Raw genomic sequence first — 25,007 nt, 5'->3', positions numbered from 1 at the left:
GATGAGGCCCGATAGCAAGCCGGGGCCTCGCGAGACTCGGTGCCGCCACGGAAGATGGCCCCTCCGCGGAGCGGCACCTCTCGGGGACGACGCTTCCGCGGTCTCAGCATGTCCGTGGCAGCACGCCCCCCGCCAGCGAAGACGAGCACCCCGCCCTGCATGGGAACGAGGCAGGGTCGGCGCGGGCAGGCAACCCCCACCCGACGCCACCGCACTGACGCTAAGGAGCCGACGGGCGGGCCACGCTGCCGCCCAGCCGCTGCTCGATGAGCGCCCGGGCCCGCGAGTCCCGCACGTCGCGCAGGTGACGCATCCACCAGTTACGGGCCTCATCCTGCTGGTCCCGCTGCCAGTAGACCTCGCCCAGCTTCAGCGCCAGCTCCGGGTCCGGGTTCGCCTCGAACGCGTTCAGGTAGCTGGTGGCGGCCATGTCCAGCTTCCCGCGCTCCAGCGACTGGTCGCCCTCCTGCGAGTGCTTCTTGGACAGCTCCAGGTTGCGATCGGCCGCGGGAATCATCCTGTCGTACAGCGGCCGGTCCGCATCCGCGGAGATGACGCTCCCCGTCCTGCCGGGAACCGGGGCGTTGGAGGGAATCGGGAAGTGCGAGGCCCCGCCCTTCCCCGCGCCCTGCGTGTAATAGATGTAGGCGTAGAAGAGCCCCGCGCCCAGCACCAGCAGCACGGTGAGCGACTTGAAGAAGAACGCCAGTCCACCCCCACCGACGCCGGGCTGCGTGGGGACGACGGAGTCGGTCTTCTCCCGCGTCGCGGGCATCACGTCGGCGCCCGAGGGCAGCGGCGAGAGCACGTCCGGAAGCGCGCGGACCGTGGCCTCCACCGTCATCTCGCTGCCCCACCCGGGGGCCGTGGCATCCCGGGCATCGTCGGGGCGGCCGCCGGACTTGCGCGGCAGCGGCGCCAGCACGGCCGAGGGCTGGGGACGCCGCGAGCCCGCCGCCTCGCGACGGCGCTCCTTCTCCACCGCCAGCAGCTCCGCGCGGAAGGCCTCCGCGTTCGCCGGGCGATCATCCGGGTCCTTGGAGAGCGTGCGCAGGATGAGCCGCTCCATCGCCGGGGAGATGCGCGCGTCGGGCCGGCGCCGCGTCGGGGGCGGCGGCTCCTCGGTGAGGTGCTTGGTGGCGAAGCCCACCGCCGAGTCGGACTCGAACGGCAGCAGCCCCGTCATCAGCTGGTAGAGGATGACGCCCACCGCGTACAGGTCCGAGCGGTGGTCCAGCTGCGCCCCGCGCGCCTGCTCCGGCGACATGTACTCGGGCGTGCCGCAGACGAAGCCCGCGCGGGTGAGCGCCGGACCGTCGTCCGTGGAGTCGGTGATCTTCGCGATGCCGAAGTCGAGCACCTTGACGAAGTCCGGCTCGTTGCGCCGCTGCTCCACCATGATGTTCTCGGGCTTCAGGTCCCGGTGGATGACGCCCGCGCCGTGCGCGTCCGACAGCGCGCCGAGCACCTGGCTGACGATGCGCACCACGCGCGCCTCGCCCAGCGGCCACTCGCGGCTCAGAATCTGGTGCAGGTCCTGCCCCGCCACGTACTCCATGGCGATGAAGAGCGCGCCGTCCTCGGCCTGGCCGAAGTCCAGCACGCTGATGGAGTTGCGGTGGTTGAGCCGGCTGGCCGCCTTGGCCTCGCGCTGGAAGCGCGCCACGGTGCGCTCGTCCGACAGCAACGTGTGCCGCAGCACCTTGAGCACCACCACCTTGTCGAGGGAGATCTGCCGGGCCCGGAACACCCTGCCCATGCCCCCCTCGCCGATGAGGGCCTCGACCCGGTACTTCTGGGCAATCGTCATGCCGACGTAGTCGTCAGCATCCGCCGTGCGCACGAGGGTCGCGCCGCAGGCCGGGCAGAAACGGGAGGATTCTTGGGCGTCAGCGCCGCAGGAGGGGCAGTGCAAGTCAAACGTCCCCGAAGGGTGGGGCTGGAAGTTCACCACGTCGCTCGGGTGATGAGCAAGCCGCGCGCAATGCGAGCAACCGCGCCCCACCCCTGGTAGAACCCGCCCAGCCCCATGGAAGCGATGGAATACTGCCCCCGCTGCGACACCGAGAACCCCCGGGATGCCACCGTCTGCCGAGCCTGCGGCTCGCCGCTGCGCTCCGGCACCATGGTCATGGCCGTGGCCAGCCTGTCCTCGCGGCCCCAGGTCTCCATCCGCGTGGTGCGGGCCGATGGCGGCCCCGAGTCCGTCGTCCGCATGCAGCGCGACACCCTCACCTGCGGTCAGCAGGGTGACATCCCGCTCCCGGACGACCCCTTCATCATGCCCGTGCAGATGCGCTTCTTCTTCTCCGGCGCGCGCCTGGCCGTGGAGGACGTGGGAGGCGCCAACGGCGTCTTCGTCCGCCTGCGCCAGGAGCGGGAGCTGTCCCCCGGGGGCGAGCTGCGTCTGGGTCGGCAACGGCTGGTGCTGGAGCCCATCCCCACCGCGACACCCGGCCCGGGAGGCACCCAGGTCTGGGGCTCACCGGATCCCGGCTACCGCCTGCGGCTCATCCAACTGCTGGAGGGGGGCCTGAAGGGCGCGGCCTATCCGCTCCGCGAGGGCGACAACCTGCTGGGCCGCGAGCAAGGCGACCTCACCTTCCCCACTGACGGCTTCGTCTCCGGCCGGCACGCGGTGCTGCAGGTGCGCCAGGACCGGCTGACGGTGCGCGACGTGGGCTCGTCCAACGGCACCTTCATGCGGCTGGCCGGCCCGACCTTCGTCGACAACGGTGACCACTACCTCATCGGTCGGCAGCTCTTGAGGGTGGAGATCCAGGCACCGCTGGCCTGAGGCACCGCCCCGCGCTTTGACTCCCCGGGCCGCACGGGACATCTCCTCCCGCGCGGCCCCAAGGACCCCCACGGCCATCAGCCGTAGGACTTCTCCTTCTTCTCCTGCTCTTCCTTGCAGCGGATGCAGAGCGTCGTCACCGGACGCGCCTCCAACCGCTTGGGGGAGATGTCCTCCTCGCAACGCTCGCAGACGCCGAACGAGCCGTTCTCGATGCGCTCGAGCGCCTTATCAATCTTCTGCAGCAGGAACTTCTCGCGGTCGCGGAGTCTGAACACCATCGACTGCGCATACTCGGAAGAGGCCAGGTCGATCTCGTCGGGGAGATCGTCGGTGTCGAAGCTCGACTCCTCCACCAGGGTCTTCTTGGCGCTCTCGAGCAGGCTCGCCTTGCTGTCCTCGAGCATCTTCTTGTAACGCTTGAGATCTTTCTGGTTCACAGCCTTCGCTCCAGTACGCGAGGGTTTTTGGGCCCTGTCCCCCAAAAAAAGGGCCCGAAAGCTTTATTCAGGGAGCCTTCGGTGTCAAGCTGACGTGGTCACGAACTGCGGGTGAAGGGAGGGGCGTTTGAGCGAGAACACGAAGTTCGATCGGGAGTTCCTGCGCTCGGCCCTCTCCCTGGCCGCGAAGAGTGACGTCGATCACTTCCTCTACATCTGCGACACGCCCATCCCTCCCGAGGAGCTGCGCGGCAGGCCTGCTCGCAAGAAGCTCGTGTACGCGGTGACGCTGGACAAGCTGGCACAGGAGCACCAGCTCAAGAAGGTCCGCGCGCTCGTCATCCCCGCCTACGACTACTCGCGCACCGAGCGGGTGAAGGTGGCGCTCGTCTCCGCGCTCTCCCAGGGGGCCTTCAAGGAAGGCGACCTGGTGCTCTGCATGACGGGGCGCGTGGGGCGCGCTCCCGACACGCTGATGCAGATGCGAATCGGTGGCTCGTTGGATGACCGGCTCGCCATCGAGGGCGTGAAGCTGGGCGAGGAGTTCAACTCCCAGGTGGTGGACGCGCTCATCCAGCTGGCGCTGCAGATCGGTCAGGAGGGCTTCGAGGGTCACCCCATCGGCACCATCATCACCATCGGCGACCACACGACGGTGCTGGAGAAGAGCCGGCAGATGACCATCAATCCGTTCCAGGGCCTCTCCGAGGCGGAGCGGAACGTGCTGGACCCGAAGATTCGCGAGGCCATCAAGAACTTCAGCGTGCTCGACGGCGCCTTCGTCATCCGCGAGGACGGCGTGGTGCTGGCCGCAGGGCGCTACCTGTCCTCCGCGGACGAGGCGGTGAAGATTCCGCTCGGCCTGGGCGCCCGGCACGCCGCCGCCGCGGGCATCACCTCCACCACGCACTGCATCGCGCTGGTGGTGAGCCAGACGTCCGGCGCGGTGCGCCTCTTCAAGGGCGGCAACATCGTCCTCGAGCTCCACCAGACGGCACGCCGGACCTGAAGCCTCAGTCCGCCTTCTCCCGCAGCTCCTCGCGGTAGACCTCCGCCAGCGCGTGCGCGCGCTCCACCTCGTCGCGCGCCGCGTCCACCACCAGCGCCTGTTCGAAGCGCGCCACGCGCTCCTTCAACGCGTCGGTGACGATGCCGCCCATCACCAGGCGCGCGGAGGCGCTCTCCCGCTCACGGCGCAGCTCCTCCACGCGCTCGCCCAGCTCCGCGGCGGCCTCCAGGAGCAGCGCACCGTCGGCCTCGGCACGCTCCAGCGACTCGCGGGTGGAGGCGAGGAGTGCCTCGGCCTGGACGCGGTCCTTCTTCAGCACGGCCACCGCCTTGGCGTCGGAGCGGGACTCCGCGGTGGCGCGGCGCGCGTCCAGCTCCGTGAGGCGGCGCGTGTAGCGCTCCACGGCGCGGGTGAGCTCTCCCTTGAGGGCGAGCAGCGTGGCCGCGGACTTGCGCAGCTCGGAGGCCTGCCGCTCCAGGTTCTCGAGCAGCTCGTCGAAGGCGGCCAGCGGGTCCACTGGCCGGGAGCGCTCCTTCTTGCGTTTCCAGAGGCCGAAGAACATGGCGTGCGGCAAGCCTAACCGAAGGGGCGGCACAACAGCCGCACTCGTGACAGCGCGTCCTCCACCGAGGGTCCGCCGACGGACAGCGCCGCGAGGTAGCGCGCGGGGGTCAGCCCATACACCGTGAGCAGGTGCTGGAGGAGCACGACGCTCTCGGTGGCGCGCTTGTCCGCGGGAGCCAGGGACGTGGCCTCCACCAGCGCGCCGAGGATGTCCACCACCCGGCCCACCACGTCCGCGCCAGGAACCTGCCCGCCCTCGGGTCTGGGGGGCGATTCAGGGAAGAGCGCCTCGAACGAGGCCTCCACCGCGACAGGCGTGTTCGAGCCGCGTCCGCTCGCCACGGCCTCGAGCGCCTCCAGGTGCGGCGCGAGCAGCTCCAGCGCGTCCGGCGTGGCGGGCACGTCACGCGGCAGCAGCGTGCGCCAGGGTGTGTCGAACTCGGTGCGGGCCCAGAGGATCTCCTCGTCGGAGAGGTGGTGGTAGAAGGCGCGCAGCCCGGAGGCCCGCTGCTCGCGCACCAGCGAGCGCAGGTCCGGGTTCTCCTCACCGAGGGAGATGAAGCTCAGGGCGATGTCCAGCGAGCCCATGGGCGCGCGCGTGCGCCGGATGAGGTCCAGGTCCACGCGGTCCTCACCGTCGGTGACGAGCACCACGGTGGCGCGCGCCAGGTACGGGTCCCTGCCCTGCGCGGCGCGGATGGAGTCGAAGGCGGACATCAGCGCGAGCGAGATGTCCGTCTGCCCCTCCGCGGGCGAGTCGCGGAAGAGGCGCTCTATCTGCCGGGTGGCCTCGACGGCCGTGTCCACCCGGGCCAGCTCCGTGGGCACGTCGTTGAAGAAGCTGAAGTAGAGCGGGTCGAACGACTCGCCCCTGCGGGCCTTGACGCGCAGGTTGTTGAGCTCGGCGATGATGAGGGCGTCGCGGAAGCGGGCGCGGGCGCCATGCATGGAGCCGGACGCGTCGCAGACATAGACGCGCACGGCGGTGCGCTTCACCTTCTTCGACTGCGGTGGCGGCGCGTCCTCGACGTACGCCCGCACCAGCTGCCGGTTGGCGGCGAGGTCCCTCAGGAGCATGCGCGGGTCCGTCAGCACGAAGTTGTTCACCTCGTGCAGGGCGCCTGTCGTCTCGAAGGTCATCGTCTGCGTGGGATAGGGCACGCGGCGCGCCACACGCCGGGCGGTCTTCGTCTCCGCCAGGACGATCTCCTCGGAGAGCGCGTCCTCCACGTCGAAGTACCGGGCACAGCCCGCGGCCAGCTCGAAGGTCGCGAGCTGTTCGGGGCGCAACGAGAAGGCCAGGTCGGCCAGCAGCTCGTCCGGGCGGGGTGCGTCGACCTCGGGCCGCGCCGGCTGGGGCGCTTCGCCGAACCAGTCGGCCAGGGCGTCGCGCTCCGCGTTCTCCACCATGACCGTCAGGTGCGTCCGCGTGGGGAGCAAGGGCTCCAGGCTCGAGCGGGCCGCGGCGGCCAGCTCCAGGTCCCCTGCTTCCAGGGCCCGCTCATAGAGGCCACGCAGCGAGCGATAGGCCACCTGGGGCTCGTGGCGCGCGGTGTGCCGCACGTGACGCAGCAGTTCCTCGAGCGAGCGGACCGCGGGCACCGCGCGCGTGCGCTCCCGCGCCTCGGCCACGTCGCGACGCAGCGGCAGCGCCCGCTCCCGGTCATGGTCCGCCCCCAGTCGCAGCAACATCTCGTGCGCCAGGTCCAGGTCCCTGCGCTTCTGCACGACGTCGGCGACATTCTCCCGGGCCCGTGTCGCGAAGTACTCGGCCACCGCCATCCGCGCGCTGCTCGGAGGCCGCTGGGGTCGGCTCGCGGACGCTGGTCGTTCGTAGACGACGAAGTCCTCGTCCGGGGGGTCCTCCGTGTAGGGCCGCAGGAAGAGGTCGGCTACCTTCACCGCGCGAGCGAGCCGGACGAAGGCCCGCTCGAGGATGGAGAGTGTCCCCGGGGGCAGCACTCCCGCCCGCCATGCCCGCTCCACGCGGACCAGACGCTCCTCGAACTCCCCGAGCGCCTGTCCCGCGCGGGCCTGCAGGCCCTGGGACAGCGAGCCCGCGCGCCCGCGACGAGCCCCCAGGGCATGGAGCAGCAGGGCATCCGCCGACGTGTGGACTCCCACGCGGTCCAGCTCGCGGTCCAACGCCTCGAGCACTGGCAGCGACAGGTCCCCGGTCCCCGCGACCTTCCGGCCGAAGGGCCACCACCGTGGCCCGCCCGCTGCAGGTGGAGGCTGACGAAGCGCGTCCAGCCGCGCTCGCAACTCGGTGAGCCGCCGCGAGAGCATGCTCAGCCCCGCCTCTCGGCGCTATGCGGCCCGGGTGCGCTCATGCCGCGGTCCGGCGCTCCAGCACCTGCCGGCTGTAGCGCCCGAAGTCCTCTTCGATGCCATGGAGCAACGTCCCCAGACGACGCGCGTTCTCCCCCACCTCTCCCGGCAGCCCCGAGAGCAGTGACAACACGCCCTTGAGCCGCACCAGCTCGCCTTCCTTCAACGCCAGCAACGGGAAGCGGCTGCGGACCAGCCGGTCCACGGTGCGCTCCACCTCGCTGCGCTCCTTCAAGGCCTCCGGCGCCGGCAGCGAGGTGAGCAGCTGGGTCAACCAGCTGCGCAGGAACTTCACCCGCGACTGGAGGAAGGCGAGCTCCGCCTGGGCCACCGCCGCGCGAGCCTCCTCCGAGAAGAACGCCGACGCCCCACCGCCACGGGTGAACGCGAGCTGTCCGTCCAGCCCCAGCAGCGCGGCCAGCTCTCCGTCCGGCGCCCTGGCGGAGAACTCACCGCGATAGAAGACGTACGCATCGCCGTTGATGACCGAGGCCGCCGCGGGAGGGGGGCTCGCCACCTCGCGAGTGAGCGCCTTGGCGTGCTCCCGCAGACGTCCGTCGAGGATGCCCTGACACTCGCGCATCACCACGTCCACCGGGAGGCCCTCACGTCGGAGGTTCTCGACCACCGACTGCACGGCGCGGCCGTACTGCTCGACGCGCTCGAACGGCGTGGAGGCCAGGACCTCGCGCGCATACGAGAGGCCCAGCGGCAGCAGCAGCTCCTCCTTGAAGCTGCGCTGGCTGGGGTCCAGCGCGATGAGGGACTGCTCCAGCTGGGACAGCCGACGCGAGTCCGCGGCCAGCGCCTCCAGCGGCTCCTTGCGGCCTCGCGGCGAGGCCCCCTGGAAGGCCACCGTGGCCCGGCGTCGCAGCGCGCCCACCACCCGCTTGCGCGCGTCGACCTCCACCTTGCGCAGCCGCTCCACCGTCGCCGGGGCGCCCTCGGCCAGCAGGCCCATCAGGTCGGCCATCCGCGACAGCTCCTCCTCCAGGTTGTCCGCCAGCCCGACGAGCCCCTCCAGCTTGAGGCCCTCCTCGAAGTCCGCGCTCTCCGCGGTCAGGGCAATCATCTCCAGGGCGCCCTCGAGGAAGCGCGCGGTGGCCTCGCTCAGCGGCGTCAGCCCGGGCTTCAGCTCGGGGAGGACGCGGCAGAGCTCCAGCACGTCCTGGAACGAGGTCAGCAGGGACAGGCCGCCGCGCCCCTCGCCCTGCCCCGCCATGCCTCGCGCCAGCCGCTGGTCCATCGCCGCCACCAGCGCGCGCGCGGCGGCCAGCAGCGGCACCCGGTTCTGCAGGTGGCGCGGACCGGGCATCAGCTTGGACATGAGGCTGCGCGCGGAGGTGGACGCGATGGCCGGCTGCCAGTTGCGCGACAGCGCCTCCACCGTGGTGGCCTCGTCCGCCGCGGCCAGCGCCTGGGCCTCGCGCTCCAGCCCGCCCCCCAGCTCCTGGCGGACCTGGGCGATGACCTCGTCGAACGTGCGCTGCTCCAGCCGGACGATTTCGAGCTGCGCGCGCTCCCTCGGGTCGACCACGGACTTGAGCAGCGCGTCCGTCTCCGCCGAGGGCGGCCCTCCGAGCAGGAAGAACCAGCGCAGCGCGTCCAGGTCCTCCACGGAGGCCTCCAGCGGGCGCTCGGGCCGCCGGTAGATCTGATCCCGGACCACCGCCGCCTTCAGCGCCCACAGCGCCTTCACCGCCGAGCGCTGGGAGAAGTACTTCGTCGGCACGTAGTCGGGCAGCTTGGACACGTGCGACGTCAGCGCGCGCTCCAGCGCGTCCGTCAGGAGCTCCACGCCCTCCATCACCACGCTGGGCACCCGCACGCGCGCGACCGCGTCCTGGAGCAGGTCCACCTGCTGCAGCGAGAGCGGCGCGCGCAGGTCCGCTCGCGCGCCGTGCTCGAAGCGATGGAGCATGGCCGCCCGGCTCTCCTTCCGGGCGAAGGACTTGGGCACGAAGCTGATGAAGCTCAGCCGGTCCGCGAAGGCCAGGAGCAGCTCCGGCGAGCGCGCCAGCACCTCGGAGAGGTACCGGTTGCTCGTCATCACCACGCACTCGGTGCGGCCCGCCGTCACCCGCCGCCCGTGCTTGAGCTCGCGCTCGAACAGCACGTTGAGGATGGAGCGCAGCAGCATGTCCCGACCGTCGAAGACCTCGTCCAGGAACGCGTGCTGCGAGCCCAGCATGCCCTCGTCGGTGAGGTACTCCGTGCGCCCCGTCTCCGTCAGGACCTTGAAGTCCACCGGCCCCAGCAGGTCCGTCTGCACGGTGGACTCCGCCAGTTGCTTGGAGAACAGCGACGGCAGTCCCGTCTTCTCGTCGATGATGCGCCCCAGCACCGCGCTGGCGATGGCGCTCTTGGCCGTCCCCGGCGGCCCCACCACCAGCACGTGCTCCCGGCTCAGGAGCGCCAGCTCCAGCTGCGTGAAGAGCGTCTCCCGCTCCAGGTAGACATCCCGCAACTCATTGAAGAAGTGGCGAAAGGCCCGGGCGGCCTGGAGGTACGTCGTCGGCTGTGATTGCACGGACTATCCGGAGGCAGCGGGGTTGGCCCCATGCTACCCGCCGCCCTCCGTCTATTTGAAGTGGACCTCGCAACCGCCATCCGTGCAGGTCCGCCCGGCAATCCGGAACCGATAGCGCGCCACGGCCCGGTACACGACATCCACCAGCTGCCGCAGTCCGGGGACGTAATAGACGTACAACAGCTTCCCCAGGGGATGCCGACCCAGCGCCCGGACGATGGCCTCGGCGCCCTCCATCACCCGCCCGTCCGCGCGGACCAGCTGCATGGCCAGCTCACACCGCTCCGCGCTGATGCCCGGAAAGGCCTCCAGCACGCCCTCGTCCCGGAACGAGCGCAGCTCCGTGCCCCGTCCGCCCAGCAGCCGCTGGAACTCGCGGGCCGCGCCGCTGCAGATGCGGCAGTGCCCGTCGTAGAGGATCACATCATGTCCCGGGGGTGTCGTCCTCAGCACCATCCGTGTCACCTCCACCCTGGTTCTATGTCAGCGAGAGGCCAGCGTGTCATGCAGATGCGCATGCACGGAGCGCCAGATGTCATGCTGCCGCTCGATGGGGTCCATCAGCTTCATGCCCACCGACGTGGCGGGCGAGCTGCCCTGGAAGGCCGAGTACTGGCGCAGTCGCGCTCCACCCGCCCCGTCGTCCTCGAAGACGAAGCGGTTCGTCCCCCGCAGGGGATGTCCGTCCAGCGTGGTGATGTGCACGGTGTGCTTCTCCGGCTCGAGCCGGAACGTCACGGGCGCCCAGACGGGCGGAGGCCCCTTCTCCTCCAGGAACACCTTCGCCCCGTCCGCCAGCGCGCCCGTGGCAGGTTGGAGCCGGATGCCCGCGGCCTCGAACACCGGACCGGGATTGCGCACGAGGTAGTCCCACGCCACCTCCGGCGCCACGCCGGGCAGGACGCTGGTGTAGTCCGTCAGGGAGGTGGGAGCCCCCTCGAGGGGAGGACTCGGGTCCAGCAGCCGCAGGTGCCCTCGCGCGTAGGCGTCCACCACCGTCCCCTTCCCCAGCAGCAGGCTCGCCGCGGCCGCCTCGGACTGGGCGACCGTCAGGGCTCCCTGCTTCATCTGCTCCCGCACGTTGCCCGTGGGGCGTGGAGGAAAAGCGCCCCCCACCGCGAAGTCGAAGTCGTTCGGTGTCCCCGTCATGGGACCGCATCGGGGCCCCACCCCAGGCGAGACACCGCCACCGCTCGAGGCAGGCCCCCGGAAGACCTCCAGCGTGCTGGCCTCCTGCCTCGCGGACGCGGACTGCGTCTTCCTCGTGGCCGACGAGTCGACAGGGAGCGCTCCGGGCTCGGGCTCGATGTTCAGCGCGAGGACGGACGACTGCTGGGACAGGACTCGGGACATGCGGGCACCTCACGAGACTGCGTGGAGCCGCCCCACGTTGCATCCCCCTCACCCACGCTCGCCCCAGTGTCCTCGGCCGTTTGCGTCAGCGCCGCGTCTCGCTCCACATACGCCCATCCCGACTTCCGGAGGGCCGGCCGCACGCGCCCGCAAAGCGGAAGGGCCGGCCCCCCGCGTGGCGGAGGCACCGGCCCTTCTGACTCAACGCACGGGCCTCACGGCCCCGGCATCATGACTGGCGGAACTCGGCGTCCACCACGTCGTCCTTCTTCGCGCCCGGCTGCGCGCCAGGAGCAGCCCCCGGAGGCGGCTCGCCACCCGGCGCCCCGCCCGTCGCCTTGTACATCTCCTCGGCGGCCTTGTAGCTGGCGGCCTGGAGCTTCTCGAGCGCGGACTTGATGGCGTCCTTGTCCTGGCCCTCGCGGACCTTGTTGAGCTCCGCCACCCCGTCCTCGAGGCCCTTCGCCACATCCGCGGAGAGCTTCTCCTTGTTCTCCTTGATGAGCTTCTCGGCCCCGTAGGCCTGGGCCTCCGCCTGGTTCTTCAGCTCCACCAGCTCCCGCTTGTCCTTGTCGGCCGCCTCGTTCTCGCGGGCCGCGGCGACCATCTTCTCCACCTCGTCCTTCGCCAGGCCCGAGGACTGGGTGATGGTGACCTTCTGCTCCTTGCCCGTGGCCTTGTCCTTCGCGCTCACGTTCAGGATGCCGTTGGCGTCCAGGTCGAACGTCACCTCGATCTGCGGCACGCCACGCGGCGCCGGGGGCAGGCCCGTCAGGTGGAAGCGGCCCAGGCTCCGGTTGTCGTTCGCCATCTCGCGCTCACCCTGGAGCACGTGGATCTCCACCTGCGACTGGCCGTCCGCGGCCGTGGAGAACGTCTCCGACTTGCGCGTGGGGATGGTGGTGTTGCGCTCGATGAGCTTGGTCATCACCCCGCCCAGCGTCTCCACGCCCAGGGACAGCGGCGTCACGTCCAGCAGGAGGATGTCCTTCACCTCGCCGGAGAGCACGCCCGCCTGCACCGCGGCGCCCACCGCCACGACCTCGTCCGGGTTCACCGAGCGGTTCGGCTCCTTGCCGAACAGCCGCTTCACCGCCTCCTGCACCTTCGGGATGCGCGTGGTGCCACCCACGAGCACGACCTCGCTGAGGTCCTTCAGGTCCAGGCCCGAGTCCTTGAGGCACTTGCGGCACGGCTCCAGCGAGCGCTCGATGAGGTCGTCGATCATCGCCTCGAACTTGGCGCGCGTGAGCTTGACGTTCAGGTGCTTGGGACCCGACGCGTCCGCCGTGAGGAACGGCAGGTTGATGTCCGTCTCCGTCGCGCTCGACAGCTCGATCTTCGCCTTCTCCGCCGCCTCCTTCAGGCGCTGGATCACCATCTTGTCCTTGGTGACGTCCAGCCCCGTGTCCTTCTTGAACTCGACGACCAGCCAATCCATGATCCGCTGGTCGATGTTGTCACCGCCCAGGTGCGTGTCACCGTTGGTCGCGAGCACGTCGACGACGCTCTCGCCCACCTCCAGGATGGACACGTCGAACGTGCCGCCGCCGAAGTCGTAGACGGCGATCTTCTCGTCCTTCTTCTTGTCCAGGCCGTACGCCAGCGCCGCCGCGGTCGGCTCGTTCACGATGCGCCGCACCGTCAGGCCGGCGATCTCACCCGCATCCTTGGTCGCCTGGCGCTGGGCGTCGTTGAAGTACGCCGGGACGGTGATGACCGCCTCCGTCACCTTCTCACCCAGGTAGTTCTCGGCGGCCCGCTTCAGCTTCAGCAGCACCTGCGCGCTGATCTCCGGCGCGCTGGACTGCTTGCCATCCAGGTCCACGCGCGCGTCGCCATTGGGGCCGCGGGAGACCTTGTAGGGCACCAGCTTGGTCTCCTCGGAGACCTCGTCGAACCGGCGACCCATGAAGCGCTTGATGGAATAGATGGTGCGCTCGGGGTTCGTGATGGCCTGGCGCTTCGCCACCTGGCCGACCAGGCGCTCGCCATCCTTCGTGAACGCGACCACCGAGGGCGTGATGCGGCTGCCTTCCTCGTTGACGATGACCTTGGGCTCGCGACCCTCCATGATCGCCACCACGCTGTTCGTGGTGCCCAGGTCGATCCCAATAATCTTGCCCACGGTTCGTATCCTCCGGAAATGACTGCGTTTTCTTCAAAAGCTCCTGATGTACGCCCAACGTAACCACCCACCCCCGGGTGTCAAACCAGGCAGTGGTGCCGTCTCCTCACGCCTCAAGGTGATGCTCCTGGGTGCGTAGCGCAGTGCGCATGAGCCCGTCTGCCGCGTCACGCCATCGCCACCTTCACGCCACGGGTGCGTAACCCGCTCTACACCCCCGTCACCCCGAGGTAGCAACCGGCCGGCCTTTGGCACAGCAACCAACGTTGCAACCCCCTGGAATGACGTGCCTGCCTGCCTGCTGACGCCCCGCGTCACCCGTTGGCAATGAAAGTGCACAGTACGGCCAGCGTCGATGTCGGGTCCCCCCACCCGCACCTACCCTGGAGCATGTCCCCATGCTGGTTCAGCCCCTGCGCTCTCCGGACCTCCGCCGCGCCCCCTCGGCGGAAGTCTCCGTCGAACCCAAGGTCGCGGTGCTGCTCAACGCCAACGCCCGGAAGGTGGATGCCCGGGTGGTGAAGTCCCTGTCGCACGTGGTGCCGGAGCAGGACCTGTTCCTGTCGCGCTCGGAGTTGGACGGGCGCCGCATCGCGCAGACGGTGCTCGAGCGCGGCTACCCGGTGGTCTTCACGGGCGGCGGTGACGGGACGTTCATGGGCTTCGTGAACGAGGTGCTCCAGCAGGTGGGTCCGCGAGGCCGCTTCGCCGGCCAGCCGGTGCCCCGCTTCGGCATCCTCAAGCTCGGCACGGGCAACGGCATCGCCAACCACGTCAACGCCTCCGGCACCCGGGGCGACGGCATCCTGAACGACGTGCTGCGCGCCCGCACGGGTGAGGTGCCCGGCTTCCGCCCCATGGACCTGCTGATGGTGGACGGGCAGCGCGCGCCGTTCGCCGGCCTGGGCGTGGATGGCAAGGTGCTCAACGACTACATCTGGGTGAAGGAGAACCTGGGCAAGGGGCTCTTCAAGAGCGTGCTCACGGGCAGCGGGGGCTACTTCTCCGCGGTGGCGTGCAAGACGGTGCCGCACTACCTGACGAACTCGACCTGGGTGGAGTGCGAGGTCGTCAACGGCCCGTCGAGCGAGGCCTACCGCCTGGGCCCGGATGGCCAGCCCCAGGGTGCGCCGCTGGCGCCCGGCGACGTGCTCTTCCGCGGGAAGCTGATGATGGCGGCGGCGGGCACCATGCCCTTCTACGGCTATGGCCTGCGCATGTTCCCCTTCTCGTGCGGCCGTCGCGGCTTCATGCAGCTGCGCCTGGGCCAGGTGACGCCCACGCAGGTGCTGGCGAACCTGCCGCGCATGTGGGCCGGCCGCTGGTTCCCGGAGGGTCTGCACGACTTCCACGTCCGCGAGGCCACCATCCGCTTCGCGCGCCCCATGCCCTTCCAGGTCGGCGGCGACGCGGCCGGCTACCGCGACCAGGTCAACCTGTCCGTCGCGCCCGAGTCCATCGAGCTGGTCGACTTCAACGGCGCGCTGAACTAGGCGCCACGTCGGCAGCTGAAGCGCACGCGCCCTCCCAAGGGGCGCGACTCCAACGCACCGCCGCCTTCACGTCGCCCGGGCACCGGGCGATGCAGCCATGCGACGAGGATGCAGCGAGGCGCCCAGGACGGACGGAGGCGCTCCCGGACACGCGGGGTGACGTGAATCAGCCGCGGTCGCGCGAAGCCGGGGGCTTCTCGCCCGGCTCCTTGCGGCGTCCCACCAGGAACGCGTAGCTGACGCTGGCCTTGCCGTTGCTCTCGCGGTGCAGCGCCAGCTCCTCGCGCAGCGACGAGGCCTGGGGGCCCGAGGTCGGACGCAGGCTGGCCTCCACCTCGCGGTAATAGTCGTCGAGCTCCGTGTCGTGCAGCGTCTCGGCCGACTCCGGCTCGAACCCGCCCATCTCCAGCGACATGAGCAGCTCACGCGGCAGGAGCAGCGGCGCGCCCAGACGGCGCTCCCACAGCTCGGCGGCGGCCTTGGGGACCACGCGCCCCACCCTGGCGGGGAAGGTCATCCCCAGCCGCCCGCGCTTGGCGAGCAGCGGCCGCAGGACGGACATCGTCCCCTTCAGCGTGTAGAGCACCCGCCCCGGGATGAGGATGGCGTCGAAGGCACCGTCTGGCAGCCCGAGGGAGTCCAGGGCCACTCCCCGGACCTCGATCCGGTCGCCGAGGCCCTGGTTGCGGACCCGCTCCCGGGCGGCGGCGACATGAGACTCGTCCGTGTCGCCGGCCATGACGGTGCAGCCCATCTCCCGGGCCAGGACCAGGGCGGCGCTGGCATCCGGGCCACACCCGAGCACGAGCACCTGCGAGCCCGGCTCCAGCTGGGCCACCTTGGCGAAACGCCGGGTCACGTCGTCCGAGCTGAACGCGCGCCGGGCGTCCGCGGGGTGGTACAGCGGAAAGGGCTCTGCCGGGCTCATGGACTCCTCATATACCCAACCCCGACCGGACTTCCAGAGACGGACGAGAGGGAGCCCCCTCCCGAGCCCCTGGCGTCACAGGTGATAGATGACGCGCGGGTCCTTGTGGAGCAGGTCGTAGATGGCCCGGCGCTGCTCCTCCGACAGCAGGTACACCGACACGCTCAGCGAGACATAGGTGCCCTTGCTGCTGGGCTGCTCGCTGATGGAGTCCGGGGAGATCTCCGTGCCCATGGCCCGGCGGAACAGCTCCCTGACGTGCTCCGCGAAGCCAGGGCCCTGCTTGCCCATCACCTTGAAGGTGTAGACCGAGGGGTACTCGATGAGGGGCTTCTTCTCCCCTTCTTCCGGGGGCGCGTCTCCAGGTCCGTCCTTCTTCATGACACGTCTCTATCGCTTGGGCACCCCAGGTGCCTAGAGCAGGTTGGCGGCGAGCTCGGCCAGGGCGCTGCGCTCACCCTTGGCCATCGAGATGTGCGCGGCGATCTTCTCGCTCTTGAAGCGATTGACCACGTGCACCAGGCCGTTGTTGGTCGAATCCACGTAGGGGTTGTCGATCTGGAACGGGTCCCCCGTGAGGATGATCTTCGTGTTGTCGCCCACGCGGGTGATGATGGTCTTCACCTCGTGGGGCGTGAGGTTCTGCGCCTCGTCCACGATGATGAACTGGTTGGGGATGCTGCGGCCGCGGATGTACGTGAGCGGCTCTATCTCCATCAGCCCCAGGTCCAACAGCTCGTGGTAGCCGCGGCCGGCCTTCTTGTCCGCGCGGCTCAGGTTCATCAGGAACTCGACGTTGTCGAAGATGGGCTGCATCCAGGGGTTGAGCTTCTCCTCGACGCTGCCGGGCAGATAGCCGATGTCGCGCCCCAGCGGGAAGATGGGACGGCTCACCAGGAGCTTCTGGTAGAGGTTCTCCTCGGTCACCTTCTGCAGGCCCGCGGCGATGGCGAGCAGCGTCTTGCCCGTGCCCGCCTTGCCGACGATGGTCACCAGCTTGATGTCGTCGTTGAGCAGCAGGTCCAGGCAGAAGGCCTGCTCCATGTTGCGCGGGCGGATGCCCCAGGTGCCTTCCTTGCTCTGGCGCAGGAGCGGCACCAGCCGGTTCTTGAGCCCGTGCAGCCGGCCCATGGCGGTGTGGGACGGGTTCGTCTCGTCCTTGAGCAGCACGAGCTGGTTGGGGAAGAGCGTGTCCACGTCGGGCAGCTCCACCTCGGCGCCGGGCTTGTACATCTGGTCCACCAGCTCCTTGGGGACCAGCCGCTCGGTGAAGCCGGTGTACAGCTCCGTGATTTCGACCCGCTCGGTGTCGTAGTCCTGGGCGATGAGGCCCAGGGCGTCCGCGCGGATGCGCAGGTTGGTGTCCTTGGTGATGAAGACGGCCTGGGTGTCCGGCTCCTGCTCCATCAGGTCGATGGCCACCGCGAGGATGCGGTTGTCCATCAGGTTGCTGTCCGCCATGGACAGCGGCAGCTCACGGTCCGTGAAGGACACCCGCAGCATGCCACCGCGAGGCAGGGGTACGCCCTCCTTCAGCGAGCCCTCCGCGCGGAAACCATCCAGGTAGCGGGCCACGAGGCGGGCGTTGCGGCCCAGCTCGGAGAGGTCGCGCTTGAACTGGTCGATCTCCTCGATGACGTAGATGGGGATGATGACGTTGTTGTCCTCGAAGCCGTAGATGCTGCGCGGATCATGCAGGAGGACGTTCGTGTCGAGGATGAAGTTCTTTCGCATCGTGGGTTCGCGCGACCTTGATGGGTACGGGTGCGACCGCTGGTGACCGTGCGACGTGGCTGTGCCTGACGCTCACTCCAATATACGCAGCGGCTCCCACGGAAGCAGCCGTGTTCGTGCGTGAACGCGGGCTGTTCGAAACCCCACGCCCCGCACCGGTCCTCCCGTCGAAGCGTTCGCTGAGGGGGTGACGTGGGCTGGCCGACACTCCGGGGGCGCGCGGCTCAGTGGGCCAGCACGGGGGCGAGCGGATCATACCCGAGCAGCTCCGCCAATCGCTCGGGCGGAGGCCCCGGGGGCATGCGCTGCCAGGGGAAGCGCTGCTGGAGCGCCTCCTCGTCGAGCGTGAGGGGCTGTCGTCCGGTCTGCTCGCGTGCCTCGGCCCAAGCCTTTGCGTCGAAGGTGCGGATCAACCGACGGCTCAGGGGCGCGAGCATGGGCATGGGGGTGAAGGGAACGGGCTGCCCTTCCGCGTCGCGCAGGCAGCCCAGCTCCACGGCCCACGCGAGCAGCCAGCGCGGGCGGCCTCTTCCGGCGTCGCGCATGGCGAGGAAGCGTCCCTGGGCGGCGCCGTCCACGAAGAGGAAGCGCCGGTCATAGACGCTGGCGGCGGCGAAGGTGGAGGGCGTGAGGGCCAGCGCCTCCGCGCCGATGCGGCGGGCCATGAGCATGAGCACCTCGAGCAGCTGCGCGGAGAGCGCGAGCCCGGGGTGGCTCTGGCCGGGGAGCGGCGGGCGGTGCCAGTCGAAGGGGCGACCCGGATTCTGGAGCAGGAGCGCGTCCACGTAGAGCAGGGGCGCGGTGGCGAGCGCGTCGCCCAGGCCGACCTCGGCGCCGGTGGCCATGCGCAGGGAGAGGTCGGCGACGGGGGCGTAGAAGCGGCGGCTCCAGAGGATGACGCGGGGGCGGAAGGGGTCCTCGCCCTGGACGCGCAGCTCCACGGGACCCACGCGCTCCTCGGCGCGCTGGATGAGGCCGTAGGCGCGCAGGACGCGCTCGAGGCCCGGGTGGCTGTAGGTGCCGAAGAGCAGGCCGACGCGGGACTTCTGCGAGTCGCCCAGGCCAAGGTCATCGAGGGAGAGTTCCTCGAGTTCGGGCGCGGCCAGGTCCGCCCCGCTCAGGTGCTGATAGATGCGGCGGAAGCGGGGGTTGATGGGCAGCGTCCGAGGCATGGGGGCGTCCTCACTCAGTCGTAGCGGATGTCGACGATGGACAGCTCGATTTCACCGCGGGGGCGGCGCACCTCCACGGTGTCGCCCACGCCCTTGCGCAGGAGGGCGCGTCCAATGGGGGACTCCACGCTGATGCGACCTCCGGCGGCGTCGATCTCGTCGGACCCGACAATCTGGTACGTGGTGCGCTGGCCGTCCTCGTCCTCCAGGGTGACGGTGGCGCCGAAGTAGACGTGTGCACGGTCGGTCTGTTCAGCAGGCGTGACGATGGTGGCGGTGTCCAGGCGGCGCTGGAGGAAGCGGATGCGGCGGTCGATTTCGCGCAGGCGCTTCTTGCCGTAGATGTATTCGGCGTTCTCGGAGCGGTCGCCCTGGGCGGCGGCGGCGGAGACCTCGGCGGTGACCTTGGGGCGCTCCTCGTTGAGCAGGCGGATGAGCTCCCGGTGCATCCGCTCGGCGCCCGAGCGGGTGAGGTAGCGACGGAACGGAGCCTTCTCCTCGCCGTCCTCGGCCTCCAGGTCATCGTGTTCATCTGGGGAGAGGTCCTGGGACATGGGAGTTGTATACCGCCGATGGCTGACGGAGGTGGGGGCCGAGGGGACGGGTGTGCCCGAAGTGACGAGCGCGCCACTGTCAGGATGCCGGACGTGCGCTCGCCAGTGGAAAGCGCGAAGGAGTGCTGGTAGGAAGCGCCTGCCTCCGGGGCCCAGGAGGGTTGCCCGAGGATTTTGGACAAAAGAATAGTGCGAGTCGCTAGCTCAGATGGTAGAGCACCGGCCTTTTAAGCCGAGGGTCGGGGGTTCGATCCCCCCGCGACTCATGCAGTGACGACGTCCCCGTCGTCTAGAGGCCCAGGACGCTGGCCTTTCAAGCCGGTAACACGGGTTCGAATCCCGTCGGGGACATGTAAAAACGCGGGGTTGGACGGTGCGAACTGTCCAACCCCGTTCGTTTTTGACCGCTGAGTGGCGTTACTACGGCGTTACGCCAGTCCGGGTAACGACACGAGCGCTCTTAGGTGAAGTTCGACGAGCGCGAGCCGACACAGGCCAGCAAGTCGGGGGACCTCTTCTCTCCTGGCCAAGCGAGCGCGCTGCTGGCGCTACTCCGGATCGAGGCTCCAGGCGCCTTCTGCCCAGCGCTTCAACGCCTCCTGAGCCTCAAAGGGAATGAGCCCTTCGCCCTTCGCCGCTTCTTCGAGCACGGCCTTGGCTTCTACGGTTCTGTACCGAAGCAGGTAGGTCGCAGCAGCGGTGCGCACGTCTATCCGTGGGTGCGTGAACAACTGGGCCAGCGCGTCCCGCCCTGAATCTCCGTGAGCACGCAGCTTCTTGAACGCGGCGATGCATCGATTCGCATGCTTGTTCCCGGTCTTGGCATCACCGCGCCAAATGGAGTCCGTTTGGGCGGCGACGTTCTCTGCAAACTCCTCGACCAACTGCGAAATCGATAGCGCCATTGCCCCTTCCTCAGTCGAACTTCAAGGAACCGGCCCGCCACTCTTTCAGAACCATCTCCGCATTGAACCGGGCGACCCCGGGGGGGCCATTAGCGAGTTCGCCAAGAACAGCTTCCGCAGCCTCGGGCATTGCCTCTAGGACGTGCGAAGCCGCCCATCCCCTCACGTGTGGATTCTCGCTGACCATCAAACTCGCAAGCACGCCTGTGCCCTCAGCGCCTCGTGCTCGAAGCTCTCTCCAGGCCGCGTCAATCCTGCGAAATTGTGCGTTGGTCGCTCGGTAGTCGCCGGACTCGCTCCCAGCACCATGTGCAGCGGCAGCCTCCGCATAGAGCGCACCAAGGGCTTGAAGCGACAACGACTTTGCGGGCGTCTTCATTAAGGGAGAGCTCCGAAGTCGCGAAGGATGTTCAACCCAAATTCGCGCTGAGCCTCATACGATTGAGCCCTAAGCCACTCACGCACAGTCTTGCCTCCTGAGATGCGCTGGTTCGACGAATAGAACGCGCTGACCTTCATGTGAAGTTCCTTGTCGAGCGCGACGACGTTCTCCGTGTTGTGGATCGCCTTCGGTCCGAACCTCCCCACATTGCCGTCGGTCTGCTCGACGATGTGGTGCCACTCCTTCCCCGGACCTGCGGGGCCCATCGCTCGCTTGAAGGACTTGAACGACGAGTAGGACTTCATGCCGCCAGGGCCAGCGGGTGGAGTCGAACTGGAGCCTCCTCCCTCCCCTGCGCGCTGAAGGACGATGGCGGCGCCTGGCCCACCGCTCAGCACCGCCGCAGCACGCCCCGTCGATGCGGACACGAGTCGCATGGCGACGGTGCCATCGGCGGCCAACACGAGCGCTGGGACCTCTGACGTGGCGAAGCCTGTTCCCCCCAGCGTGCGCGTCGCGGCGGACACGGTCCCCCAGGTGGCCACGAGGTTCGTCACCAGTCTGGAGACGGCCTGCACCTGCTCGCCCCGCGTCATGTACTGGAAGCGCTCCAGGTACTCGGGCGATGACTCCAGTAGTGCCACCACTGCGGCGGGCATCTCCCGGAGCGCCGCGAGGTTGTCCGCTGGTGACGTCGAGAAGAACTTGCCCACCGCGAGGGCGAGCCCGACGAACGCCTCTTCGGCCCCGTCCAGGGTGCGGCTGATGACGTCGGCATCATCGTGGACGTCGGCCAGTGGGAAGCCGTTCTCCTCCCGCAGCTCGTCGTTCAGCAACCGGAAGACGCCAGTCCGCCCATCGTAGAAGCGACCCAGTTCGAAGCCGTGCGCTCGAAAGGCCCCGTCCTTCCACTCCACATCCCCCACCCGTTGCTGTGTCCTTCCGCTATGCACCCATGCGAGGCGCCCGTCAGGCCGAAGCACCGCCAGATGGTTGAAGCGCGCCACCCGGCGCACCAGCTCCCCCCGCGACACCTCCCCCGTCGCCAGCACCTCCCGCAACAGGAAGCCCACCGCGACACGCGCAGGAAACTGGCCGAGCGTCACGTCCCTCTTCAACAGCGTTTTGAGGAGTCGCGCCGCGTGAGTCGGTGAGAGAGAACTTCCCGCGACTGGCCGCGTGTCGCGCTCTTCGAGTCCCGCACTCTGAAGCAGGACATCGAACGCATCCTGCTGCCTACGGCCTGCCCCGAGGGACACAGACTCCCGGAACATGTGGCGGCGGTAGAGCGGTTGCCTCGATGAGGTGTCGGCCTCTTCGGCTTCCTGTTCGCGTTCGGGGTCCTCGCCCGAAACGCTCCACCGCTCCCCGGGAAGTCCCGCGCGCTGATGGAACGTGTCCCTGCGAGTCGACGAATCAGCCCCAGCGCAGCCCACGAACAGCAGGGCGACACCCACCACCCAAAGGCCAGCACGCATTCCTCTTCCTCTCGCAGCCTTCCACGGAAAGCCCCCAAATCCTGGCACGCACGACTGACACGCTCGAAGAAGCCAACAGTGGCCGCACGCACTCGCCGCGCAGCGAGGAGGAAGGCGACCAGGACGTCCGGACATCTGCGCGGAGGTCCATTTCCACCCTCCGCGCGAGAACCTCGGAAATCGCTATTCCGGAGGTAGCATCACCGTGTGCCCACCCTTCTACCGCGCTCATCGAAGATGGGCCGGACCTGGACGCATTCGACGCCTGCTGCTCGCGATTGGGCTCGGGACCCGCGGTGCTGCGCGACTATGTGAAGTCACTCAAGCACTCCTGGGCAGAAGCCTCGTACGTCCCCGACGCCGCGAACCTTCCAGCGGCCCGAGCCGTGGCCCGCAGGTTCCTGGAGCTGCGCGGAGAGGACTTCGCGGGCGGACTGGTCGTCCGGGCCTTCGAGCAGTTCACCACCACGGAGGCGAGGACGTGGTGGGTCCATGGACAGTGCATCCTCGTCACCGCGCATCCCGATACACCTGGTGACCTGCCGACGGGTACCAATCTCCAATCCATTGCATCTACCGTGGCAGCACTTGACCTGCCGTTCGTCACGGTCGACCTCGTGCTGCGCGCGGACGGAGTCTGGCGTGTCGTCGAGTTGGGAGACGGCCAGGTCAGCGATCGCCCGAAGAGCACATCGCCAGCTACGTTCATCGCGGCAATCGCAGGCGCACTCGGGGACTGAACCGGAGGTTCAGTCCTTCTCCAACGTCCGGAACACCGCGGGCAACTCCTGCTCACCCAGCCCCGCACCGAGGGCCCGCCGATAATTCTCCAGCAACTCCCGCGGGAAGCGGATGCTGATGCGCGCATCGCTGCTCAGCCGGACGATGTGTTCGAGGGCCGCGACATGGGTATTCAGACTGCACTGGTCACCCGTGAAGTCATTGCGCTCGACCATTCCCTGCGCGGCGTCGGCGGTGACAGAAATCAATCCAAGGAACGAGCTCTTCTGGGCGAAGAACGACTTCGGATCCAACCCCTCCGCCCTACACATGGCCGCGGCGTGGAGGACCGCCAGCGTGCCGCCGTAGTACGCCTCGAGAATCGCGCAGTCGAGCGTCGCCGCCGACCCAATCTTCTCATCGACATACACGGAGTTCTTCGCGATCGCCTGGAGCGTCCCCACGTGTCGCTCGAAGACAGCTCGCGACCCGGCGTAGAAGACGGTGGCGTACTCCGTGGCCACGAACGCGGGATACGCGAGGATCGCCGCATCCAGGTAGTCCACACCGTGAGCGCTCGCCCACTCCAGGCCACTGCGCGCATCCGCCGGCGACCCACTGGTGAGCTGCACGAGCGTCTTCCCCGCGAGCGCCGCTGAGACGCCCGGCGAGGAGAACAGCTCGGCACAGGCCGCGTAGTTCGACAGCGAGACGACGACAAGCTCGCGGCCCGCGACCGCCTCACTCAGCTTCTCGAACGCCGCCGTTCCACTTCCCACCGCTTGCGCCTTGGCGTGGGTCCTGTTCCAGACCGCGACCTCGTGCCCAGCCGTGGCGAACGCTCGCGCCAGCGCGGTTCCCATGAGGCCACTGCCAATCACCGTCAGCTTCGTCGGACGCGTCGATGTCATCTGTCATCCCCAGGTGTGTCGTTCAAGCGCCGCACATGGATGCGGTGCGGCGCGAGTAGACCACAAGCCCGGAGGATTCAGACGCGGACCGACCGCCCGTCACGCGGCCCGGCGCTGCGGCGCACGCGATTGCTGGATGGCATCCAGCAGGCTCCGACTCGTCTCGCGATAATCGAAGGAGCGCACGGCACGCTCACGGGCCGCGCGGGACATCCGCTCACGCAGCGCCGTGTCCTGCCCGAGCCGGAGGAAGGCCTTCGCCAACCCTTCCTCGTCCCCCTGCCCCACCAGCAACCCATCCGTCCCATCGGAAATCATGTCCGGCGTACCACCAATGATGGAACAGACCGCGGGGACACCACACGACATCGCCTCCATCACCGCGACGGGCGAAGCCTCTCCAAGCCCCGTGCTGGACAGCACGAAGGCATCCGCGCCGTGCAGCAGCTCGATGACGGCGGCCTCTCCGAGCGGCCCCACCATGTCCACATGCGCCTGCAATCCGAAACGGGCGATGGACTGACGGATCTCCTCCTCGTGAGGCCCTCGCCCGCCCAAGGTCAGGTGCGCACGCAGGCCCCGGTCCAACGCCTTGCGCAACCCCGCGAACGTATGCACGTGCCCCTTGCAGAGATTGAGTCGCCCAATCGAAACCAGGTGCAGTCCCCGAGGAGACTGCGCACGCTTCGCCGGAGGGCGGAAGCGGTCCGTGTCCACGCCCATCCACAGGGTATACGTCCGCTCGGGAGGAAGCCCCACGGACTCGATGAGCTCGCGCTGCATGGGGCGCGCGGCGGCGGCCACGAACGTGGCATCCCAGGCCTTCGCGGCATGGTCCGTCCCATACACAGGCAAATCCCCATGGAGATGGAAGCTGTAGCGCGGCCCTCCCAGGATCCGGCACAGCGCGAGCACATGCGCGGCATCCGCGGCCGAATGCCCATGCACGTGGTCCAGCTTCCGCTCCCGCGCGTGGTGCAGGAAGTCCACCGCGCAGGCCAGCATCCCCAATGCCCGAGCCTTCTGCTTCACACCCACCGAGAGCTTGGAGACGTACGTGAGCGCCTGGGCCATGCCCGGGAAGTCCCTTGGAGAGACCAGCGCCGAAGAGAGCCTGGGCGGAAAGAGATACGTGGTCTCAGCGGCCGCGCGCGCAGCCCACTCGTGGGGGCAGTCCTCCACCGGACGCCGCGTCGAGAAGACATGCACCTCCACGCCCATGGCGCGCAGGGCGGTGATCTCCCGCCAGAAGAAGGCATGGGTCTGCGTGGGGAACTCCGGGATGAGCATTCCCAGACGAAAGGGGGCGGCGGTCATGGCCTGTGTTCTATCCAAACGACTGCGGGCGATGGCGCACCCTAGCCCGGCAGGCTGAGAGAGGTAAGAAAGTGAGCACTGCAATCCGCCCCCAGACGGCCCCGCACGCCTCTCTTTGCAAGAGAGAATCGGCAGAGGTCTGGGATGCCCCACCCCGAACCTCCTTCGCGGCTCCAGACAGACTGGCAGGGAATATCGCTCCGCCTCTTCGTCGGGCATTCGAAACCCATGATGGTTTCAACGCCAACCAAGACAGCCCTC

The 25,007-nt window shown here is 68.8% G+C and carries 22 protein-coding genes and 2 tRNA genes; 6 read left to right on the top strand and 18 right to left on the bottom strand.

Annotation, left to right across the window (positions count from 1 at the left end):
* Nucleotides 1-220: 220 nt before the first annotated feature.
* Nucleotides 221-1,915: a serine/threonine-protein kinase gene (locus tag VZQ01_RS37705; protein ID WP_426746079.1), complete on the bottom strand. Its 1,695-nt coding sequence runs from the start codon at nt 1,913-1,915 to the stop codon at nt 221-223.
* 114 nt (nt 1,916-2,029) lie between these two features.
* Here VZQ01_RS37705 and VZQ01_RS37700 point away from each other — a divergent pair, with 114 nt between their 5' ends.
* Nucleotides 2,030-2,797, top strand: coding sequence for a double zinc ribbon and FHA domain-containing protein (locus VZQ01_RS37700; protein ID WP_174816797.1), 768 nt, complete (start codon nt 2,030-2,032; stop codon nt 2,795-2,797).
* A gap of 77 nt (nt 2,798-2,874) precedes the next feature.
* Here VZQ01_RS37700 and VZQ01_RS37695 read toward each other — a convergent pair whose 3' ends face one another.
* Nucleotides 2,875-3,237, bottom strand: coding sequence for a TraR/DksA family transcriptional regulator (locus tag VZQ01_RS37695; RefSeq protein WP_141327975.1), 363 nt, complete (start codon nt 3,235-3,237; stop codon nt 2,875-2,877).
* A gap of 127 nt (nt 3,238-3,364) precedes the next feature.
* Between VZQ01_RS37695 and VZQ01_RS37690 the strand changes: the two genes are divergently transcribed.
* Complete coding sequence (locus VZQ01_RS37690; protein WP_141327973.1) at nt 3,365-4,246, top strand: DNA integrity scanning protein DisA nucleotide-binding domain protein; 882 nt, start codon at nt 3,365-3,367, stop codon at nt 4,244-4,246.
* A gap of 4 nt (nt 4,247-4,250) precedes the next feature.
* On the opposite strand, the gene VZQ01_RS37685 is transcribed toward VZQ01_RS37690, so the two are convergent.
* The 6 genes from VZQ01_RS37685 to dnaK form a co-directional block, all read right to left on the bottom strand.
* A complete protein-coding gene (locus VZQ01_RS37685; protein WP_141327971.1) occupies nt 4,251-4,808 on the bottom strand; it encodes a hypothetical protein in 558 nt (185 codons plus the stop codon).
* Nucleotides 4,809-4,822: 14 nt separating this feature from the next.
* Nucleotides 4,823-7,099, bottom strand: coding sequence for a vWA domain-containing protein (locus VZQ01_RS37680; RefSeq protein WP_223747664.1), 2,277 nt, complete (start codon nt 7,097-7,099; stop codon nt 4,823-4,825).
* A 40-nt stretch (nt 7,100-7,139) separates the two neighbouring features.
* Nucleotides 7,140-9,671, bottom strand: a complete 2,532-nt coding sequence (locus VZQ01_RS37675; RefSeq protein WP_426746078.1) for an AAA family ATPase — start codon at nt 9,669-9,671, stop codon at nt 7,140-7,142.
* Between the two features lie 51 nt (nt 9,672-9,722).
* Nucleotides 9,723-10,127, bottom strand: coding sequence for a thiol-disulfide oxidoreductase DCC family protein (locus VZQ01_RS37670; RefSeq protein ID WP_223747662.1), 405 nt, complete (start codon nt 10,125-10,127; stop codon nt 9,723-9,725).
* 27 nt (nt 10,128-10,154) lie between these two features.
* Nucleotides 10,155-11,024, bottom strand: a complete 870-nt coding sequence (locus VZQ01_RS37665) for an SRPBCC family protein (protein WP_223747661.1) — start codon at nt 11,022-11,024, stop codon at nt 10,155-10,157.
* A gap of 229 nt (nt 11,025-11,253) precedes the next feature.
* Nucleotides 11,254-13,152, bottom strand: a complete 1,899-nt coding sequence (gene dnaK / locus VZQ01_RS37660; protein WP_223747660.1) for a molecular chaperone DnaK — start codon at nt 13,150-13,152, stop codon at nt 11,254-11,256.
* A gap of 398 nt (nt 13,153-13,550) precedes the next feature.
* Here dnaK and VZQ01_RS37655 point away from each other — a divergent pair, with 398 nt between their 5' ends.
* A complete protein-coding gene (locus tag VZQ01_RS37655; protein ID WP_248546592.1) occupies nt 13,551-14,645 on the top strand; it encodes a diacylglycerol/lipid kinase family protein in 1,095 nt (364 codons plus the stop codon).
* Nucleotides 14,646-14,811: 166 nt separating this feature from the next.
* Here the strand turns inward: VZQ01_RS37655 and VZQ01_RS37650 are convergent, their stop codons facing one another.
* The 5 genes from VZQ01_RS37650 to greB form a co-directional block, all read right to left on the bottom strand.
* The gene (locus tag VZQ01_RS37650) at nt 14,812-15,573 is read right to left on the bottom strand and encodes an SAM-dependent methyltransferase (protein ID WP_223747658.1); all 762 of its coding nucleotides are present in this window, start codon (nt 15,571-15,573) and stop codon (nt 14,812-14,814) included.
* A 75-nt stretch (nt 15,574-15,648) separates the two neighbouring features.
* Nucleotides 15,649-15,954 (bottom strand): HP0495 family protein, encoded by a 306-nt coding sequence (locus tag VZQ01_RS37645; RefSeq protein ID WP_141327958.1) that lies wholly within the window; start codon nt 15,952-15,954, stop codon nt 15,649-15,651.
* A 33-nt stretch (nt 15,955-15,987) separates the two neighbouring features.
* Nucleotides 15,988-17,307, bottom strand: a complete 1,320-nt coding sequence (locus VZQ01_RS37640; protein ID WP_046714397.1) for a PhoH family protein — start codon at nt 17,305-17,307, stop codon at nt 15,988-15,990.
* 224 nt (nt 17,308-17,531) lie between these two features.
* Complete coding sequence (locus VZQ01_RS37635) at nt 17,532-18,479, bottom strand: deacetylase (RefSeq protein ID WP_426746077.1); 948 nt, start codon at nt 18,477-18,479, stop codon at nt 17,532-17,534.
* 14 nt (nt 18,480-18,493) lie between these two features.
* Nucleotides 18,494-19,033 (bottom strand): transcription elongation factor GreB, encoded by a 540-nt coding sequence (gene greB, locus VZQ01_RS37630; RefSeq protein WP_141327954.1) that lies wholly within the window; start codon nt 19,031-19,033, stop codon nt 18,494-18,496.
* Nucleotides 19,034-19,226: 193 nt separating this feature from the next.
* On the opposite strand from greB, the gene VZQ01_RS37625 reads away from it, so the two are divergent.
* Together VZQ01_RS37625 and VZQ01_RS37620 are read left to right on the top strand one after the other, a co-directional pair.
* A tRNA-Lys gene (locus VZQ01_RS37625) sits at nt 19,227-19,299 on the top strand.
* 12 nt (nt 19,300-19,311) lie between these two features.
* A tRNA-Glu gene (locus tag VZQ01_RS37620) sits at nt 19,312-19,384 on the top strand.
* Between the two features lie 197 nt (nt 19,385-19,581).
* Here VZQ01_RS37620 and VZQ01_RS37615 read toward each other — a convergent pair.
* From VZQ01_RS37615 to VZQ01_RS37605, 3 genes are read right to left on the bottom strand one after another with little or no spacing between them, the layout of a single operon-like run.
* Nucleotides 19,582-19,938: a DUF2019 domain-containing protein gene (locus VZQ01_RS37615; RefSeq protein WP_426746076.1), complete on the bottom strand. Its 357-nt coding sequence runs from the start codon at nt 19,936-19,938 to the stop codon at nt 19,582-19,584.
* A gap of 10 nt (nt 19,939-19,948) precedes the next feature.
* Complete coding sequence (locus VZQ01_RS37610; protein WP_141332890.1) at nt 19,949-20,317, bottom strand: DUF2019 domain-containing protein; 369 nt, start codon at nt 20,315-20,317, stop codon at nt 19,949-19,951.
* A complete protein-coding gene (locus VZQ01_RS37605) occupies nt 20,317-21,798 on the bottom strand; it encodes a Tox-REase-5 domain-containing protein (protein ID WP_426746075.1) in 1,482 nt (493 codons plus the stop codon). Before VZQ01_RS37605 ends, VZQ01_RS37610 begins: the two co-directional genes overlap by 1 nt.
* 296 nt (nt 21,799-22,094) lie before the next feature.
* Here VZQ01_RS37605 and VZQ01_RS37600 point away from each other — a divergent pair, with 296 nt between their 5' ends.
* A complete protein-coding gene (locus tag VZQ01_RS37600) occupies nt 22,095-22,538 on the top strand; it encodes an ATP-grasp domain-containing protein (protein ID WP_267700615.1) in 444 nt (147 codons plus the stop codon).
* A gap of 9 nt (nt 22,539-22,547) precedes the next feature.
* Here VZQ01_RS37600 and VZQ01_RS37595 read toward each other — a convergent pair whose 3' ends face one another.
* Both VZQ01_RS37595 and VZQ01_RS37590 read right to left on the bottom strand, forming a co-directional pair.
* A complete protein-coding gene (locus tag VZQ01_RS37595; protein WP_426746074.1) occupies nt 22,548-23,429 on the bottom strand; it encodes an NAD(P)-dependent oxidoreductase in 882 nt (293 codons plus the stop codon).
* 99 nt (nt 23,430-23,528) lie between these two features.
* Nucleotides 23,529-24,746, bottom strand: a complete 1,218-nt coding sequence (locus VZQ01_RS37590) for a glycosyltransferase family 4 protein (protein ID WP_426746073.1) — start codon at nt 24,744-24,746, stop codon at nt 23,529-23,531.
* Nucleotides 24,747-25,007: the final 261 nt, after the last annotated feature.

The organism is Myxococcus faecalis (genome assembly GCF_050039385.1).
In the GTDB taxonomy this organism is placed as follows: Bacteria; Myxococcota; Myxococcia; order Myxococcales; family Myxococcaceae; genus Myxococcus; species Myxococcus fulvus.
This window is presented reverse-complemented; position numbering and strand designations above follow the sequence as displayed.